The 16846-nt window shown below is 55.9% G+C and carries 11 protein-coding genes and 1 pseudogene; 10 read left to right on the top strand and 2 right to left on the bottom strand.

Going from position 1 to position 16846, the window contains the following annotated elements; all coding sequences use genetic code 11:
- Positions 1-295 precede the first annotated feature (295 nt).
- Entirely contained in the window at positions 296-1030 is a 735-nt protein-coding gene (locus tag BM438_RS34445; protein WP_093644041.1) for an IS6 family transposase, read from the top strand.
- A 665-nt stretch (positions 1031-1695) separates the two neighbouring features.
- Here BM438_RS34445 and BM438_RS34440 read toward each other — a convergent pair.
- The gene (locus BM438_RS34440; protein ID WP_093644039.1) at positions 1696-2691 is read right to left on the bottom strand and encodes a GlxA family transcriptional regulator; all 996 of its coding nucleotides are present in this window, start codon (positions 2689-2691) and stop codon (positions 1696-1698) included.
- Between the two features lie 429 nt (positions 2692-3120).
- On the opposite strand from BM438_RS34440, the gene BM438_RS34435 reads away from it, so the two are divergent.
- From BM438_RS34435 to BM438_RS34415, 4 genes are all read left to right on the top strand, one after another.
- Entirely contained in the window at positions 3121-3315 is a 195-nt protein-coding gene (locus tag BM438_RS34435) for a hypothetical protein (protein WP_093644037.1), read from the top strand.
- An 856-nt stretch (positions 3316-4171) separates the two neighbouring features.
- Positions 4172-5281, top strand: coding sequence for a GlxA family transcriptional regulator (locus tag BM438_RS34425; protein WP_244179520.1), 1110 nt, complete (start codon positions 4172-4174; stop codon positions 5279-5281).
- A 385-nt stretch (positions 5282-5666) separates the two neighbouring features.
- Complete coding sequence (galU, locus tag BM438_RS34420; RefSeq protein ID WP_093644033.1) at positions 5667-6548, top strand: UTP--glucose-1-phosphate uridylyltransferase GalU; 882 nt, start codon at positions 5667-5669, stop codon at positions 6546-6548.
- A gap of 416 nt (positions 6549-6964) precedes the next feature.
- Positions 6965-7981, top strand: coding sequence for a GlxA family transcriptional regulator (locus BM438_RS34415; protein ID WP_093644031.1), 1017 nt, complete (start codon positions 6965-6967; stop codon positions 7979-7981).
- Between the two features lie 36 nt (positions 7982-8017).
- On the opposite strand, the gene rfbC is transcribed toward BM438_RS34415, so the two are convergent.
- Entirely contained in the window at positions 8018-8566 is a 549-nt protein-coding gene (gene rfbC, locus BM438_RS34410) for a dTDP-4-dehydrorhamnose 3,5-epimerase (RefSeq protein ID WP_093644029.1), read from the bottom strand.
- A gap of 1395 nt (positions 8567-9961) precedes the next feature.
- On the opposite strand from rfbC, the pseudogene BM438_RS34400 reads away from it, so the two are divergent.
- The 5 genes and pseudogenes from BM438_RS34400 to BM438_RS34375 form a co-directional block, all read left to right on the top strand.
- Positions 9962-10147: pseudogene (locus BM438_RS34400) on the top strand (transposase domain-containing protein); the annotation flags it as partial.
- Positions 10148-12074: 1927 nt separating this feature from the next.
- Complete coding sequence (locus tag BM438_RS34390) at positions 12075-13601, top strand: mannose-1-phosphate guanylyltransferase/mannose-6-phosphate isomerase (protein WP_093644025.1); 1527 nt, start codon at positions 12075-12077, stop codon at positions 13599-13601.
- A gap of 47 nt (positions 13602-13648) precedes the next feature.
- Positions 13649-15028 (top strand): undecaprenyl-phosphate glucose phosphotransferase, encoded by a 1380-nt coding sequence (locus BM438_RS34385; protein ID WP_093644171.1) that lies wholly within the window; start codon positions 13649-13651, stop codon positions 15026-15028.
- Between the two features lie 167 nt (positions 15029-15195).
- The gene (locus BM438_RS34380; protein ID WP_244179519.1) at positions 15196-16401 is read left to right on the top strand and encodes a polysaccharide biosynthesis/export family protein; all 1206 of its coding nucleotides are present in this window, start codon (positions 15196-15198) and stop codon (positions 16399-16401) included.
- Positions 16401-16838, top strand: coding sequence for a low molecular weight protein-tyrosine-phosphatase (locus BM438_RS34375; protein WP_093644021.1), 438 nt, complete (start codon positions 16401-16403; stop codon positions 16836-16838). Before BM438_RS34380 ends, BM438_RS34375 begins: the two co-directional genes overlap by 1 nt.
- Positions 16839-16846: the final 8 nt, after the last annotated feature.

The raw sequence follows: 16846 nt of genomic DNA, 5'->3' as shown, positions 1-16846 counted from the left end.
GAAACTTGAAGAGCGTGTCGCCGCAGTGATCCAGCGCAAGCCAGCCCTCCCCCCTGCACAAATTGTCACCGAGCAACCTGAAGGCACGGGCGAATCCAGAATTTGTGCAGCAGCCTCCTGCACAAATTGAAGCCTCTTCGGCCCCGGTAAACATAGGATTGCGAATTAAACGTCGATCACTTTAATTACGTCAACTACAGTCCGCTGCATCAGAGTTTGGTCATGCGTGCGCAGGTGGTGCTAGGCGTCGTCAGGGCGTTGTCAGGTTGCGTGACCCGTCGGATAAGATGGCGCGATGAAGAAATCGAAATCGCTCTATCACGGTCACCGTTTCCCGCCTGGAGTTATCAGCTGCGCGGTTCGATGGTATTTCCGCTTCCAGTTGAGCCTGCGCGACATCGAGGAACTGCTTTTCGAGCGCGGCGTGATCGTGACATACGAGACGATCCGATGCTGGTGTGACAAGTTTGGTGAGGGCTTTGCTCATCGAGTGAAAGCGGTACGGCGCAAGCCAGGTAGCACGTGGCACCTCGACGAGATGTTCGTCACGCTGCGTGGCGAACCGTACCTGCTGTGGCGTGCGGTCGACGAGTATGGCGCCGAACTCGACATCCTGCTGCAAAAGCGGCGCGACAAAACCGCTGCCAAACGTTTCTTCAAACGTGTGCTGCGTTCGAGCCCGGTGCCGCGCAGGATCGTCACGGATCAGTTACGCAGCTATCCCGCGGCAAAAGCCGAAATCCAAGAACTTGCGAACGTGAAGCACGTGTTCGTCAAAGCCGCAGCCCGGCTGAACAACCGGGCTGAGAACGCCCACCAACCGACGCGCGAACGCGAGCGTCGCATGCGCGGCTTCCGCGACCCGAAACGCACACAGAAATTTCTATCGTGCTTCGGGCCGATCCGGGAACATTTCGCGCTCAAGCGGCATCTGCTGCGCGCTTCACTCTATCGCAAACACCTCGCCGCGCGATTCGTTGCGTGGGGCAAAGTCACCGAAGTCACCCGAAATCCGTCCTATGCTTTCTGAGAATGCTCTTTCCTGCCGTCTTTCCTTCTTAGCCTCGACAAGTTGACAAAGCCCTCGCCGGTCAGTGCGGACCGGACGGTGAGGAGGTGAGCGGAGGCACGCTCGCACGAAGCGCCACGCTTGCCGAGAGGGTGGAATACATCCGCCAAATTGGGGTGATCTCGTACTTTCCATGCCGAATCTGGCGGTTGCAGGGCACAGAGGCTTGTCCCATAAGGATTTGCCGACTCTTGGATGTCTCGCTGCCACGCCCCATGCAAGTCATTGATTTTTGGATGTTTTTCGTGCGAACCGCCAGAATTTGCACGATTCGAACGATTACCCCGACTAACGCTCGCGCTGATTGGGGCAGGCTGAAGTCCGAGATTGACCAGACCGCGCTTCGCGGGCCAATCAGATCATCGTTTGGATAACCGGGCACACGCATAAAGGCCCAGGCCGGCGCTTGATGCGAGATGGCGGAAGCAGTATCGGTTTTGGCTGAGGCGAATACGCACCGACTTTCCGGCGGGAACTTCGTGCGCATGCGTGACGTACTCCTTCTCGAGCGCAGTGCCAGTGAGCGCCGCAATGGGCAATTGCGACTGTCCTGCCTGAGATTTAACACTGACGACTTCCGCGCGATGCGCGCGCATGCCACGCTAGGTTCGGCTTACAGCGCAGGCTCAGGATGAGCCACCTGGAGGTGCCGTTTTGCGCGTCCGGTAGTCGGTCGGTGTCGTCGCCAGATACTTTCTGAACAGCTTGGCCAATTGGCCGCCGCTGCCGATACCGCAGCGCCGGGCGATCTTGTCGACCGGCAAACGCGATTCGAGGAGCATCCGGCAACTCATGTTCAAGCGCGCTCGAAGCAGATAGTCGGAAGGCGTCATGCCGATCTCGCTCTTGAAGCGCCGCAGGAAGTTGCGCTCGCTCATTGCTACAACCTGGGCTGCGTCTTCGATAGAGATAGGGCGATCAACATTGGCATCCAGCCAACGCGCCGAGGCTATGATCTTTTCGCTGACTTGCGACGTCGCGTTGTGGATCATTGACGCGTCGAAGGGCGTCCTGTGCTCCGGCGCGACGGATTGTGCAACTAGCCGCGCCAACTCCGATCCTAAATCCTCTTCGACGACGCGGAGTACTGTGTGCACGGCGGCCGGCGCATCAGTCAGCGGGCGTGTTTGATAAAGATCGTGCGCTTCATTGCCGCCATACAGGAGCGCGCAATAGCGGCTGGGAAGCCCGGCCGCTTCCAGAAGCAGCCGTCCTTCCGCGATCGGATGAACGATCTCGCTGAACGGGTGCCTGCGGCGCAGCCAATTGCCAAGGCGTTCGTCGCGGCACGCGTGCTGGACGCCCGCACCGCCTGCGACGAAGAGCAGGTGCGTGTCATTCGTGCCGCGGTGCGAGTCGACGCTGTCCGTCCAAACGAACACTGAAGACGAGCTCGCGATGCGACCACCGGAAGCCGAAAGCAACGAAACGTCGTAGCGTGTGCGGCCCGATCGCTGCGCCGCGACCAGTGCGTTTGCCCTCTGGAAGATTTCGATAATCGCTGCGACTTTTGGCAGCGCAAAACCATCGAACAACGCTATGTCGACGCGAGTGATGTCGTTCGCTTGCGTTGCCACCGCACTTTGCTGCGAGCAGCGCGGCAGAGTATGCACCAGTTGCATTTTATTCCCCGGAATGTTTGGCCTGCAAAGCCTCTTCTCACGACTCTGTCTTTATTCTTGTTAACGCATGCTATACAAATGATCCCGGCGCTATTATTACATGGCTGAATTAGGCAATACATTGGCAGTTTGAGACACGGGATCATTAGGAAGCGCACGGTCGCGATGCACATTTATGCCGGATGAGTTGCGGCATCATGCGGAAAAATTCGGAAATACTGGCGCGGTAATATTTTTAGAAAATGAGACGGAGTGTATAGAGCGCATTTTGAAATGCTTTATATTCTGAATGATATAAATAAATCATTGAAACATTGACGTCGGTGCGTTGTGCGACTGGTGTTTTTCGCTACGGACCTTTGGGGCTGTCGAAGTAGGGCTTTTCCCGACAGGGCTAAATAAGTCTGCAGTGCCGCCGTTAACGCGTTCATGCACAGACAAGACATTCAGACAATCGTTAATGCTGCCTGCGAAACCGCCGATTCCATCGTCGGTGCGCGCGAATGGGATACGATCGAAGATGCCATCGCGATGCACGACTTGATCTTCTGGGACATGATTGGCAAGCAATTGCCCGACATCACTGCCGCCGACGTGCTGTCAATCTTGGGACGTAGCGCGTAGGGCCATAGGTTGGCCAGGCTGTTTCGGACGAACCGTACCTGCGCCTGCATCCTGGATGCAGGTCGGCGACTACGGTATGGGATTGGCAGACGATACGCACGTATTGGATGAACCGATAATGCGCCCCCCCTTCAAATGCACTAGCCTTCGTTCGCATCCGCATCTGAAGGATGTCTCCCACGAGTATCCCGTTCGTCAAGGTGCAGTCTGCGCCAGATGAGCGCACTGTTTGGGATTCCCAGCATGTCCTCAATGGACCGTGTGTGACAGCTTCAACGTGACTGTGAATAAGCCTGCTTTGTTGTAGTCGAAGAGGCGTGACTTCACTTTCAGAATGCCATCTCATCAACCACCATTGTTATGTTGTCGTAGACAAGAGGAAGCTGATTTGGCGCGCGAGTCTGGCTCGTGCGGTATGTGTCAAAACCACCCGTGTACTCGTACGCAACGGTGAGTTCTTCGTTCACGTGTCTGCCATTGGAAGTTTCTTTGAATGAAATTCTTGCACAATTACTGGTGCACCTGTTTTTCATCAACGGGGACTTTCGCCGGTTAATGGCGATCGCATCAGAGCGATTCGATGAAGCTGTGGAAGGAATGAAAAGCCTTATATACAAAGGCTCAAGAGGGAATGACCTGTAAAAATGTCTGGCTGCACGACTCGCGAGCAGCACGCCTATGTACCGCATTCACGGCGACGAGCCGTAAATTAACGATTTACAAAGACGGACATGATGTGTCAACAGATTGAATATTTTCGAATTTCAAAGATAAAAAATAATTGTAAGCGCGTGTCGAAGTTCGCTTATGGCTATCAGTTTTGAACTGACGCCACGAATTGATCGTAGCAGCCAACATGTTGGTCGAATCAGCCAATGATTTATGGCCCGGACCCTCCCTATGTACGATCGATCCAACAAGATCGTCCGGCTCAAGGCAAGCCGCATGGGGCCAACTAATCGCCGGGGAAATTCTGATGGGGTGTTCTTCAGCCGTTCACACTGCCAGCGAAATGTCGCTCCACGTTTTGCCAGATATGGTCAGCGTAAGGCGCGTCGGCATCGTGCTGTTTAGTGGCTTTGCCCTTTCCCAAGCCGCGGCAATCGCGGAGGTATTTCACTCAGCGAATGCGCTCACCGAGAGCGACCGGCGCCACGGCATACGTTACCGAGTCAGTTTGTTGTCGGCTGCGGGCGGCAGGATTGACAGTTCTTCCTCGGTATTTGTGTGGACTGAAGACATCGAAGCACACCGCCAGTCAGAGGGCTTTCACGCTTTGTTTATTACTGGCGGGGCAGGCGTGAACAATGCACTACAGGATAATGGCCTGATCGCCTGGTTGCGCCGGACCCATCCGAGAAGCGCACTAGTATTCCCTATCGAGGAAGGAAAGTTACTGCTCGACGTTGCGGGTTTTGGGCAGGCCAGCAGCGTTAAACGCTACGGTGAACGCACTGGTGGCACTCTATGGCCCGCTGCAGATAGCAACCCTTCGAGCGCCTCGGTCAACTCATTGCGACACGCCCTTGCAGTGGTCGAGGAGGATCTCGGCGCCGAAGTCGCGCGTCAGATCGCTGATAGGGTTGCACCGTCCGGGGACAATCGTTTCACCGCTATTGTGCGCAAGAACACTTCGGCCGGCATTAGCGAAGAAATCAAGAAGTCGGCGAAATGGCTGGAAGCGAACGGTCATCGACCTGTCTCGATCAACGAAGCAGCGCAGGTCGCCGTCATGAGCGGGCGCAATTTCCTGAGACGTTTCAAGGTTGAAATGGGCATGACGCCCTCTGACTATTTGCTCTATGTGCGGCTTGATATGAGCTGCCGCCTCCTTCTTGAAAGCGATCTGCCGGTCGACAAAGTCGCGCGTCGTTGCGGCATTGGGTGTGGTGGCCGGCTCGCGAAACTCTTCCGCAAACATCTCGCGACAACGCCGGGAGAATACCGCGCCGGCATGCGACTTTGAGCACCTAATGTTGTTTCGAGCGTGAAACGTAGCCGCTTTCGTCAGCAGCCGTCGTGGAGGACAGAAGTAATTCGAATGCATTCGGTCTGCCTGATCCATCGATTGACCGTGCGCCAATCACGTCTAGTTCGGCCAAAAGCCGAATCGCCTCCGCCATGCGTGATTACCTATTTGAATGAGGCTCTATGCTGCGGCGTGCTCGGCGGAAGAGCGCGAAAAGCAGTTCGTCCGTGCGGGGGCTGCAGCCGATAGATATCCCGAGGACCAACCTAAGCACAATTTGACGGGCGGCCCGTCGTCGATCAAGCGAAGCGCCGTCGGCTGCCGGCGAGGCGTCGATGCGGGCACTCGCAGATCGACCATATAAAAGACATTCGGAGTTCACATGCTAAAAGTGACTAAAGCAGTATTTCCAGTGGCAGGTCTTGGCACCCGGTTTCTCCCTGCCACGAAGGCTAGCCCGAAAGAGATGCTGCCGATCGTTGACAAGCCGCTAATTCAATACGCGGTGGAAGAGGCGATGGCGGCCGGCATCACCGAAATGATCTTCGTCACGGGCCGCAGCAAGCGTGCGATCGAGGACCATTTCGATAAGTCGTATGAAGTCGAAGCGGAACTGGAGGCGCGCGGTAAGGACAAGCTACTCGAGCTCGTACGCAGCATCAAGCCTAGCCATGTCGACTGCTTTTACGTGCGTCAAGCGGAGGCGCTCGGCCTCGGGCACGCCGTGCTGTGCGCTGAGAAGTTGGTGGGTGACCACCCGTTCGCAGTCATTCTCGCAGACGACCTTCTATACGGTACGCCCCCTGTCATGACGCAGATGATCGAGGTGTTCGATCACTATCACAGTTCGGTGATCGGGGTCGAAGAGATCGAACCGCAAGACACCAAGTCGTACGGGATTATCGATGGTAAGGCGTGGGAAGACTCGATCATCAAGATGTCAGGCATTGTCGAAAAGCCGGAGCCAAGCGTGGCGCCGTCGAATCTCGGCGTGGTGGGCCGCTATGTGCTGAAGCCGCGCATCTTCAAACACCTTCGCTCGATCAAGGCGGGCGCAGGCGGCGAACTGCAACTGACTGACGCCATTCAATCGCTGCTCGCCGATGAACAGGTGCTGGCGCACAAATATCACGGCACGCGTTTCGACTGCGGCAGCAAGCTGGGTTATCTGAAAGCAACAGTGGAGTTCGCATTGCGGCACCCCGAGGTAAGCGTCGACTTCAGAGCGTATCTGGAGGAACACCTGTCCCTGATGCTTGACTGACGGCGCCGAGCGCGCTCCACAGCAAGCGTATCGAGATCGACTAAAGAGAGGTTCTTTGCCATCGCATGGTTGACTTGTCAGGGTGTGTCGCTCGAGTCGTGGGTCCACCCAATCTTCGTCGCTACGTGTCTCGGGCTGCGCTACGTCGTGCCCCAATTTTTTTTGCTTCGATCAAACAATTGCAGATTGCATAGGAAACCGAAAAGTCTGTCGAAGTAAGACTGGTTGTTGAAATGGACGTAGCCCGTAACGCCGCAATTCGAGTCGTCTGCTGCGATTTGTCCTCGATCGCCAACGTATTATCCTAATCAGCCATCTAGCGACGCTATGCGCGCTGCTTATGTACGATTCTCGAGGCAGTTAAAACGGCTCGAAACGTAGCTGTAGGAGGCCACTTATTTTCGGGGGATGGCTGGATGGCAGTTTTTTTTGCCCGCGCTAGTCGCGATGCGGCTCAGCGTCAGGTAGTGCACGATGTGCGCGCAGTAAAACGCATCGGAATCGCACTGTTTAACGGCTTCGCGCTACCAGAGGCAGCCACGGTTGTGGAGATTTTTCAGTCAGCCAATGCGCTCGGTACGTCAATGCGTATCAATGGACCACGTTACGATGTCCACTTGCTGTCTGTCGGCGGTGGCAGGATAGCGAGCTCGTCATCGATGTTCGTTTGGACTGACAGCATCGAATCGCGCGGTCACGCGGGCGATCTCCACGCGCTCTTCATTGCCGGCGGCGCCGCTGTTCACAGTATGCTCACCGAAGAGCGCATGGTCGACTGGCTGCGCCGGCTCGACTTGCGCCACGAGCAGATTTTTCCCATTGCGGAGGGGCGCTTGCTGCTCGATGCCGCTGAATCCCCGGATACATCCCGCAAACTGCGGCGCGGGGAGGGCGCGCATGCGATTGCGTGGAATGGATTGAACGTGTCTACATCCCAACGATTCAGCACGCCACTGCGAGCTGCACTAGCATTGATTGAAAAAGACTTCGGTGCGGAAGTGGCGCTCGAAATTACTGGCGTGGTGAGGTTGCGCTTCGAGGCGCAGTTTGCCGCCGCTCCGAATCAAAACGTGTTTGGAGCGCCGAGTGAAAAAATTCGGGCATCCGCGCAGTGGTTGGAAATGAACTGCGGTAGAACGATCACGATCGAAGAAGCCGCGCAATTCGTCGCGATGAGTGAGCGGAATTTTCTGCGCCGCTTTAAGGTGGAAATGGGCGTGACGCCATCCGACTATCTTCTATACGTTAGAATTGATAAGTGCTGCCATCTTCTTTCAGAAACCGACCTTCCGGTCGACAAGGTCGCGCGGCGTTGCGGAATGGGCAGTGGCGGACAACTTTCCAAAAATTTCCGCAGATATCTTGGTGTGACGCCGACTGAGTACCGGGCTAGCAAACGGTCTTTTAGCGAGGCGCGACGAGAGCCGATTTGAAAGTCATTCGGGGTGCACCGGTGGAACGGATAACTATCAATACACCTCAGCCATGCTGAAGCTTGTACCCGCCGCGTCGCGTGCAGACGTGATCGGCGCTTTGTCAAGCTCCCAGGCGATCGCGATATCGGGATCGTTCCACTGCAACGTGCGTTCATGCTCGACAAAGCCACGCTCAGTTGTCTTGTAAAGTATCTCCGCGACATCCGACAATACCAGAGAGCCATGCGCGAATCCCGGCGGGATCCATAGTTGACAGCAGTTTGATGCCGATAGCCGCGCACTGATCCAGCGGCCGAATGTGGGCGACCAGCGTCGCAAATCAACTGCCACACCGACCACCTCACCGTTAAGCACGCGCACCAGTTTCCCCTGCGGGCGCTGGATCTGATAGTGCAGGCCAGATAGCACATTATGGGTAGATACGGAGTGGCGCTCCTGCACGAACTGGTAACCACGCGCCACGTGCTCCTCGAATTCTTCCTGATCGAAGCTGACAAAGGAGACGCCTCGCTTATCGGAGAGAATAGATGGCTCGATCAGCTTTACGTCGCGAATTGCCGTGTGCTTAACCCGAATTGGCATCTGTGGAAGATAGGATGAGAGATTGAATTGAACTTTGCAATGCTTGCCGCTCGACGAATGACGGTGAGCACAGCGCGTTGGCCAGCGTCTCGTCAGTACGAGTGGAGGTGTTGTGAATATGGCGCACAGCGATCCAGTCGTTGCGCCATCGCCAAAATCTTGGCCGCCTCGGTATGCCATCTGGTGGCGACAACTTCAACCTTCATTGTGTTGGCGCTTCTAAGTCCATGGATGGTACAAGACCGGTATTGGTCACTAGCGCCAAAAGATTGGTGCAATACGCCATTTTAAACTCCGGCCGGTAATAGCCTATTGACCGGTTCGGGTGGGTGATTCCAGCCTAATTTGGCTCGCAACAGTGTCGATAGAGTAGTTGTCGATAGTCGGCGGAATCCTTCAATGTTTTGGCGGACCGGAGCAGATCGGACATAGGATTATCCGTCGCGGGGTCCCGATTTCTTGCAGTGTTGGAGGCGCAAGCGCAAGCGGAGCCTCGATGGTTTCTCTACGTTCGTGCCATGCAGGACTGTACCCACTTCTGATCGCACATTGCTGCGCGGCCGAACATTCTTGTGTGTCTCCTCTGGAAAAGAGTGACAACATGTTCGAGCCGTATGCGTAATGCCACCTGCTCTCTTGAATGAAAATGCTCTGGTTAAATTATCGCGATGCCGACGTGTGCATCGGTCTGCTGACTTATCTCGTCGTGTCACAGCTAATGAGGTATAGCCTGACCGACAGGTGGCTTACGGAGCGGCAAGTGGTCGAATCCACGCATCTTTGGATGTGTGTTAACGGCAGAATCGACTTGCTGCAGCGTGTAACGCTAGCCAGTCGGGCGCAGGATATCGCGGCACATGTGCTGCGAGTGTCGAAGGTGCAATTCGACGCCGAAACTTTAACAGGCGCATTTGTCGACTTCATTCACCTCGACTACCAGTCTCCAGTGGTAGCAGAATCCCACCACGCTTGCGCAGTCCACGTAATGTTCGGGGTGAATTCTTCAGGAAACCGAGAAAAGCGTGACATGCAATAGGGCGCGGCGCGTCATTGTTGTCGGTTCACGCTGAGAAAGAGTCCGTTGGTGCCGAGGCTTGAGGTTCGCCGTTCGGAGACGTTTTGCGGGACAAGGTGTCGGTGTAAAGCACTTTGCTTCCGATGAAGTGCGCGCGAATCTGGAAGAGATAAGTAGCAACAGTTTTTTTGGCGCTCTAGTGCAAACGTATGTCTGAATCATATAGCGATTACCGACAACAATACTATTCTCTCAAGCCTCCGGTGGTGGCCCTCGGAATAGCCGGAAGCTTCTTTAGACCGACACGATGTGTCGGTCTTTTTTTTATGAGATAAACTGAAGCCCTGTCGGTTCGGTCGAAAGAACTCCCACACTTCGAGTCAGATAGCGGCGGCGAACGCGGCGCCGCTATCTGCACACTGGCCGGCACCGCCAAACTTAATGGCCTTGATCCCGGGGCTTACCTGCGCCACATCATCGCTCCTATCGCCGAGCATACTGTCAATCGCGTCGACAAACTGTTGCGATGGATCGTTGCTAATCTCCTTCACGCCGATGCCGCCTGAACCCAACGCCGCCATTAACCGTACGGTATCAACACGCTGTCGAGAGTGGTCGTGGTCGGGCGGTTACGTTGCACCGAAAGTATCAAAAATAGCTTTCAACATCCCTCACGTTCTCCTCCCATAGGGTCCCGTCGGCTGACCGTACTGCACCCATCACTGTGAACAGCCAAGTTCCGTGTGGCGGATGGACCCACATCTTTGGTGGATACCTTTAGCGAAAAAAAACGCCGGCATCGCGTTCATGCAAGAAGGGTAGATCGTGTTGCGCAGGAGAGCGCGATTCTTGTTCGGACTATGAACGAATAAGACGGATACAGCCAAACGTTTGTCATGAAACACGAAGCATCGCCCGGTAGTCTTGAAAACCTCTATCGTTGCTCCTAAGTCGGTGAAATATATGGTAATTCTTTTTTCTATCGTCGCAAATCTCTGCTTCGGATGGGCGATCGTCTATCTGGTTTGCAGCGTGTTCTCCGCGTTGAAGGTTGGGAGGCGGCACTACCAGCCTTTGATATTTCTCGAGTTCCAGCCGCATCGGGCGCGTGGGCCCTGGGAACTATCACGGGCGAAACTGATGATGCGCCTGCGGCTATTGGCAATTCTAAGTGTGTTGATTGGAATTGCGTCTCTTACTGGGTATGTGTTTTTTTCGTAAAGGCCGCCAGATCTGTCCTTGTCATTCGGGGAAAACAACCGCGTCGAGAGGCTGCCCGACGCGGCTTCTGCCGGCCCTCCCAACCTGAAACGGCACTGACGTTGGATTTGAGCAGTCTGTTTGGTCATCATGGTGAGCAATCGTCCCCGAGCGCGAACCGCTCGCGCAATCTCGTCTGCAATCAGCAATGAAATTGGGCTCAGGCGGCCAGAATGGTGGCGTAACCTGCCAGGGGCATTTGCCAAAACGCGCCACGCCCAAGAATTTTTTGTGATTCAGAGGACGGAGCTGAGCGTATTTTCGAGCGACGGAAAAGTCGATGCTTGTCTTTCGTTCATTGGTGCCTTGTCGGCATTCGAACTAGCGCGCGGAAGGCGGAATTCGGCTTACTTGACGAATCTCCGATGCAAGTCAAGTGAGGCGAGTTTGCCGGGCTCCCTATAGCCTTGATGTCCGCGGATTTCGCCTCGACGTACGTGGGAAAAGCGACGATAAAACTAAAAAAATCAGCGAGATCGGGGACCGATAGACGCCTCGACCACTCGCAAAAGAGGAGGCGCTCGCGACTTCCCGGCGCGATTACTCCGGCGACTTATCGCAGCTTTCCGCGGCTACGTGAATGCGCCCATCAGTGCTGGAAAATCCCTGTTCCGGCGCGTAATAAGCGAATGGGCTAAAGCGCCAACATGTTGGCGTTTTCCGTCAGTCACACAACGTCGGAAGGCGGGCTATGTATGATGCACTGCAACTGAGGTCGAGTGCACTTTTTGCGAGTAAGCGGTTAGCGCAACGTCCGAGATACGAAAGGGAAAGCACGATTTTTTCTGGCAACACGAGTACCAATGGCGTTGCCAGTAGGAGAGAAATGAGCATTGACCGATTTGGATCGGAATACGTTTGTAGTCAAAAGAGCGCGCAGGGATTCTAAAGCAGTACGCGACTTTCACCTTGAACTCGCTCGCGCGATAGACGGGCGAAAGTCGGAAGTGGCTGGAGACGCCACGAATATCACATCGGTTCGGTCCGCCCCAGATGCTGTTGTGTAGATGGACAAGTCCTTTTGGGGACCACGAACTACCCCGGTTGATGGATAACGATGACCCGCAACGGAAGGGTTGCGGTATAGCTTTTTTTTCGGCTGTGCAACTTTCGGTGCGCTCAGGTCCATCGAAGTAGGTTGGAATCAACGGTTGCGTTATACGAAATAAATAGCGTAGAGCAACAACTGCTTTGCGAAGGCTGCTCAAGTTGGAACTACGAATAGGACTGCATATGGCGAACACCTCCACGGGTGAAGCTGTCACGCACGCTGACGATAGCAACGCGGTTTCGACGGAACAGGGGTTCTCCGTCAGGTCTGTCCGACTCGTTCCGGTGGTGCTCGCAGGCGGGGCTGGCTCTCGGCTGTGGCCCATGTCGCGTGAACAATATCCGAAGCAGTTCATTGACGTACTCGGTTCGGAATCGCTCCTGCAAGCTACCGTGCAGCGGATGAAAGGCTTCAACGTGCATGGGAGATTGGTGGGTACTCCGATTGTCGTCTGTGGAGACGAGCACCGGTTTGTGACGTCGGAACAGTTGCGTGAACAGGGTGTCGATGCTCGCATCGTGGTAGAGCCGGCTCGCCGAGACACTGCGCCGGCACTCACATTGGCGGCCGCGATAGCGTGCGCGGATGGGGATGATCCGATCGTGCTGGTAATGCCGGCGGACCACGCGATCGTCGACGTCGCCGCCTTCCAGGCAGCAATCGCTTTGGCCGCACAGCACGCTGAGCGTGGCGCGATCGTGGCACTGGGTGTGCCGCCCACGCGGGCTGATACGGGCTTCGGCTATATAAAGCTTGGTGATGAGATTAGTGATGAAGCGCATCGCATTGAGCGCTTTGTCGAGAAGCCTGCGGCAGAAATTGCTGCTCAATACGTGGCGTCGGGTCAGTACTGGTGGAACAGCGGCATCTTTGTTTTGCGCGCGAGCGTGTGGCTCGCGACGCTCAAGCGGCTCCAGCCGGCAATGTATGACGCATGTTTGCAGGCGCAGGCACAGGGTCACAACGACGCTTCGTATTTCCGACCGGGCACGGAAGCGTTCAAGTCGTCCCCGGCCGACTCGATCGACTATGCGGTGATGGAACACCTCGGGTCGCAACATGGCATCGCGGAAGGTGTCGTGGTGCCGCTTAGCGCGGGCTGGTCCGATCTCGGTTCGTGGGACGCGGTCTGGGATGCACTCGAGAAAGACGATGACGGCAACGCTTCCCGCGGACGGGTTGTTTTCGAGGGCGCCACGTCCAGCTTTGGGCATTCCGAGAAGCGTCTGATCGCATGCGTTGGCGTGACCAACGTGGTGGTGGTTGAAACAGACGACGCCGTGCTGGTAGCCGACCGTTCCCGCGTCCAGGAAGTGAAGAGTTTGGTTAGCCGGATGCGGGCATTGCAGGCGCCTGAAGCGGAGGTCCATCGCAAGGTGCGTCGTCCGTGGGGTTACTACGATTCGGTCGACCACGGTGAACGCTTCCAGGTCAAGCGGATCGTTGTCAACCCGGGCGGTCGCCTGTCGCTGCAACTGCATCACCACCGTGCCGAACATTGGATCGTGGTGAGCGGCACTGCCTTGGTCACACGCGGCAATGAGGAATTCCTGTTGAGCGAGAACCAGTCGACGTTCATTCCGTTGGGCGTGATGCATCGACTCGAGAACCCGGGAAGGTTTCCGCTCGAATTGATCGAAGTGCAATCCGGGTCGTATCTCGGTGAAGACGACATAGTTCGGTTTGACGATACATACGGACGGGCGTGACGCTTCGGCGAAGCACGCTGTTCACCTTCTGGCGGGGAAATCGCAACATGCTCGGAATACAAGGGTTATTGGCGCGGCTTGTCGACGTGATTCTCATCGTGGCCGGTGCGCTGCTGGCGTCTCACATTCGCTTTGAGGATCTCGCTCAGACTCGGGTGGATGGTGCGTTCGTTACGTTTTCGGTCGCGCTTGCTTTGGTCTCGTTTCCCGTGTTCGGCTTGTACGACTCGTGGCGTGGCCGCTCAATGCTGCGTCTGACCGGGCAGGTGTCGATGGCGTGGCTAATGGTCCAAGGGTGCGGTCTGGTATTGATGCTCTCGGTGCATAGCACGGACGTTATCTCGCGCCTATGGTTCACCTATTGGACGGCAACCAGCGCCGCCGCGTTGATTGGCGCGCGACTGATGCTGCATGGGGTGCTACGCAGCATGCGCTATGCCGGTATGAATCTGCGCAATGTCGCTGTGGTGGGCGGTGGCGATCATTGCAGGCAAGTCGTTGGCAAGATGCAGGCGTCTCCGGCGAGCGGCTTCCGCGCGTCCGCCTTGTTCGAAGTCGGCGCGGAAGAAATTTTCGCGCCGAAGGGGCTGCCCGTATTCGACGACTTCGAGAAGTTCTCGGAATACGTGCGCAAGGATGGAATCCAGGAAATCTGGCTGGCGTTGCCGCTGTCCGAAGCCCAGATCATGCTGCGTTTTGTTAGTGAATTCCGCGGCGATCTCGTGAACATTCGCTTCATTCCAGATGTACGCAGCATGGCGCTATTCGACCCAGGGGTGGTCGATTTGATTGGCGCGCCGGCGATCAGCCTCGTTGCGTCGCCATTGCCGGCGCGAGCGATGGTGCAGAAAGAGATCTTCGACCGCCTGTTTGCCGCGCTGGCGTTGGTCGCATTGACACCACTGTTGGCGGTCGTCGCGATTGCGGTGAAGTGCTCGTCGCGCGGGCCAGTATTTTTTACGCAGTATCGCAAAGGCGCCGATGGTCACGTGTTCAAGATCTATAAGTTCCGGACCATGCGCGCTCATGCTGAGAAGAAAGGCATCGTGACTCAGGCGACTAAGGGCGATCCGCGCATTACTCGTGTGGGTGCGATCCTGCGCCGGACGAGTCTCGATGAATTGCCGCAGTTTATTAACGTGCTTCGCGGTGAAATGTCGGTAGTTGGGCCGCGTCCGCACGCGATTGAGCATGACGAGGTGTATCAGAAGGTAGTGGACGGTTATATCCATCGCTATCGGATAAAACCTGGCATTACCGGCTGGGCGCAGATTAACGGATACAGGGGGGAGACCGACCAGATCGAGAAGATGCAGGGCAGAGTCGAACACGATCTGTATTACCTGTGCAATTGGTCATTTGGACTCGACATGCGAATTGTTGCTGCCACCATAGCGAAGGGTTTCATTCATAGCAACGCGTATTGAAGAACCTGGGAATAAACGTGGCGAGTGGAGCGGGCTGGATTCACCTTCCTCTGAAGGCGGCCCGCGGGCTCGTTGCGTCCCGGCAATCATTGTTCAATGCGCTCACCATGGGTCCATGCTGTTCATAGATCGCGCTACAAATAGTCTGTTTTTCAGAATACTTCGTCATGAATATGGACGCCCGAAACACGCTGAGCATCGCTTTGACAAAATTTATGTATTTTAAGCTTGAGAACCTAAAAATGTTCATTGCCGCATGCGCAATGACCGCATTAAGCGGTTGCGTGTTCGCGCCCGGTATGAAATTCGATGCCGGTACACCGCTCGATGCATCAACACCCGCTTCGGTTCCAAGCGTCATCGATATAACGCCGACCCTTGTGGCGCAAAACAGCGTCGCACGTCGAAAGACGGAGATGCAGGACGCGGGTTATAGCGACCTTCTGCGCAAACCGCCGATCTATAAAATCGGCCCGGCCGATGTCCTGTCCATCATTGTGTGGGATCACCCCGAATTGGTGATGCCGAATATCACTTACACAATTGGTTCGACTAGCGGCAATCTGCCGACTGCCGCAGGCCTGAGTACACAAAGCTTGCCGGGCTACATTGTCAGCCAGGACGGTTACATTCAGTTCCCTTATATCGGGACCTTGAAGGTTGCGGGTTTGACGGAAGTTGAAGCCAATCGCGTTCTGACTGCGCAACTCGACAAATACCTGAAGAGCCCGCAGATCACCCTTCGTGTGATTGGTTATCGTAGCCAGAAGGTGTTTATCGACGGCGAGGTTCGGGGCGCCGGCCTTCAATCGATCACTGATATGCCGATGACGTTGCCGCTAGCACTCAATGAAGCTGGGGGCATTGCGAGCACGGGAGATCCCACCCGGATAGCGTTGAGCCGCAGTGGCAAGACGTACACGATCAGTATTCCGCAACTCGTTGCAAATGGCGTCAATCCCAACGACATCGGCTTACTTGATAACGACGTCCTTCATATTCCCCAACTGCTGGATAGTCGCGTCTATGTAATGGGTGAGGTCACGCGGCAATCGGCAGTTCCGTTCCGTTCCGACGGCCGTCTGAGTCTCAGCGAGGCGCTTGGCGATGCAGGCGGAGTCAATCCGGTCAGCGCCGATCCGAACGGGATCTACGTCATTCGTCCGATTGCTGCCGGCGCAGTCCCTCTCGTGTATCGCCTCGAGAGCCGTTCCCCAACGGCACTGGGTCTCGCGCAGAACTTCCAGTTGCAAGCGGGCGATCTGGTCTATGTTGAAGCCGCTGGCGTTGTCAGGTGGAACCGCCTGGTGTCGCAACTAGTGGGCGGGACGACCGGTGCTTACTACCTGCAGCACACTATAACGCCTAACTGATGATTCGATCTGTTCTTACCGTTTGCGTCGGCAACATCTGCCGCAGTCCGATGGCGGAAGCACTGTTACGCGCGAAATTGCCGGAGCTGGAGATCGCCTCGGCGGGACTGGCGGCTCCCTCAGGCGCGTTCGCGGACCCGATGGCGCAGGAGCTCATGCTGGAACGCGGCATGAATATCAGTTCGCATCGCGCCACGCGCGTCATTCCGCCGAGCATTGCGGGGAGTGATCTCATCCTCGTCATGGACCTCGAGCAGAAGTCGACGATCGAGCGAGAGCACCCGATAGCAAGAGGAAAGGTTTTTCGGTTGGGAGAGTTCGGCAAGTTTGAGATCTTTGATCCGTTTCGCCTCGGACGAGAAGAGTTTGTGAAGTGCCTGAACTTGATAGATCAAGGAGTGGACGCCTGGGTCAAGCGGATTCACGCAGTAGCGTAACTGATCCC

The sequence above is a fragment of the Paraburkholderia aspalathi genome, assembly GCF_900116445.1.
Classification (GTDB): Bacteria; Pseudomonadota; Gammaproteobacteria; order Burkholderiales; family Burkholderiaceae; genus Paraburkholderia; species Paraburkholderia aspalathi.
This window is presented reverse-complemented; position numbering and strand designations above follow the sequence as displayed.

Excerpts from the sequence above, each read along its gene's own strand:
- BM438_RS34375 (WP_093644021.1), top strand. The coding sequence starts at position 16,401 with ATGATTCGATCTGTTCTTACCGTTTGCGTCGGCAACATCTGCCGCAGT.
- BM438_RS34435 (WP_093644037.1), top strand. The coding sequence starts at position 3,121 with ATGCACAGACAAGACATTCAGACAATCGTTAATGCTGCCTGCGAAACC.
- galU (WP_093644033.1), top strand. The coding sequence starts at position 5,667 with ATGCTAAAAGTGACTAAAGCAGTATTTCCAGTGGCAGGTCTTGGCACC.
- BM438_RS34390 (WP_093644025.1), top strand. The coding sequence starts at position 12,075 with ATGGCGAACACCTCCACGGGTGAAGCTGTCACGCACGCTGACGATAGC.
- BM438_RS34440 (WP_093644039.1), bottom strand. The coding sequence starts at position 2,691 with ATGCAACTGGTGCATACTCTGCCGCGCTGCTCGCAGCAAAGTGCGGTG.
- BM438_RS34445 (WP_093644041.1), top strand. The coding sequence starts at position 296 with ATGAAGAAATCGAAATCGCTCTATCACGGTCACCGTTTCCCGCCTGGA.
- BM438_RS34415 (WP_093644031.1), top strand. The coding sequence starts at position 6,965 with ATGGCAGTTTTTTTTGCCCGCGCTAGTCGCGATGCGGCTCAGCGTCAG.
- BM438_RS34425 (WP_244179520.1), top strand. The coding sequence starts at position 4,172 with ATGTTGGTCGAATCAGCCAATGATTTATGGCCCGGACCCTCCCTATGT.
- BM438_RS34380 (WP_244179519.1), top strand. The coding sequence starts at position 15,196 with ATGAATATGGACGCCCGAAACACGCTGAGCATCGCTTTGACAAAATTT.
- BM438_RS34385 (WP_093644171.1), top strand. The coding sequence starts at position 13,649 with ATGCTCGGAATACAAGGGTTATTGGCGCGGCTTGTCGACGTGATTCTC.
- rfbC (WP_093644029.1), bottom strand. The coding sequence starts at position 8,566 with ATGCCAATTCGGGTTAAGCACACGGCAATTCGCGACGTAAAGCTGATC.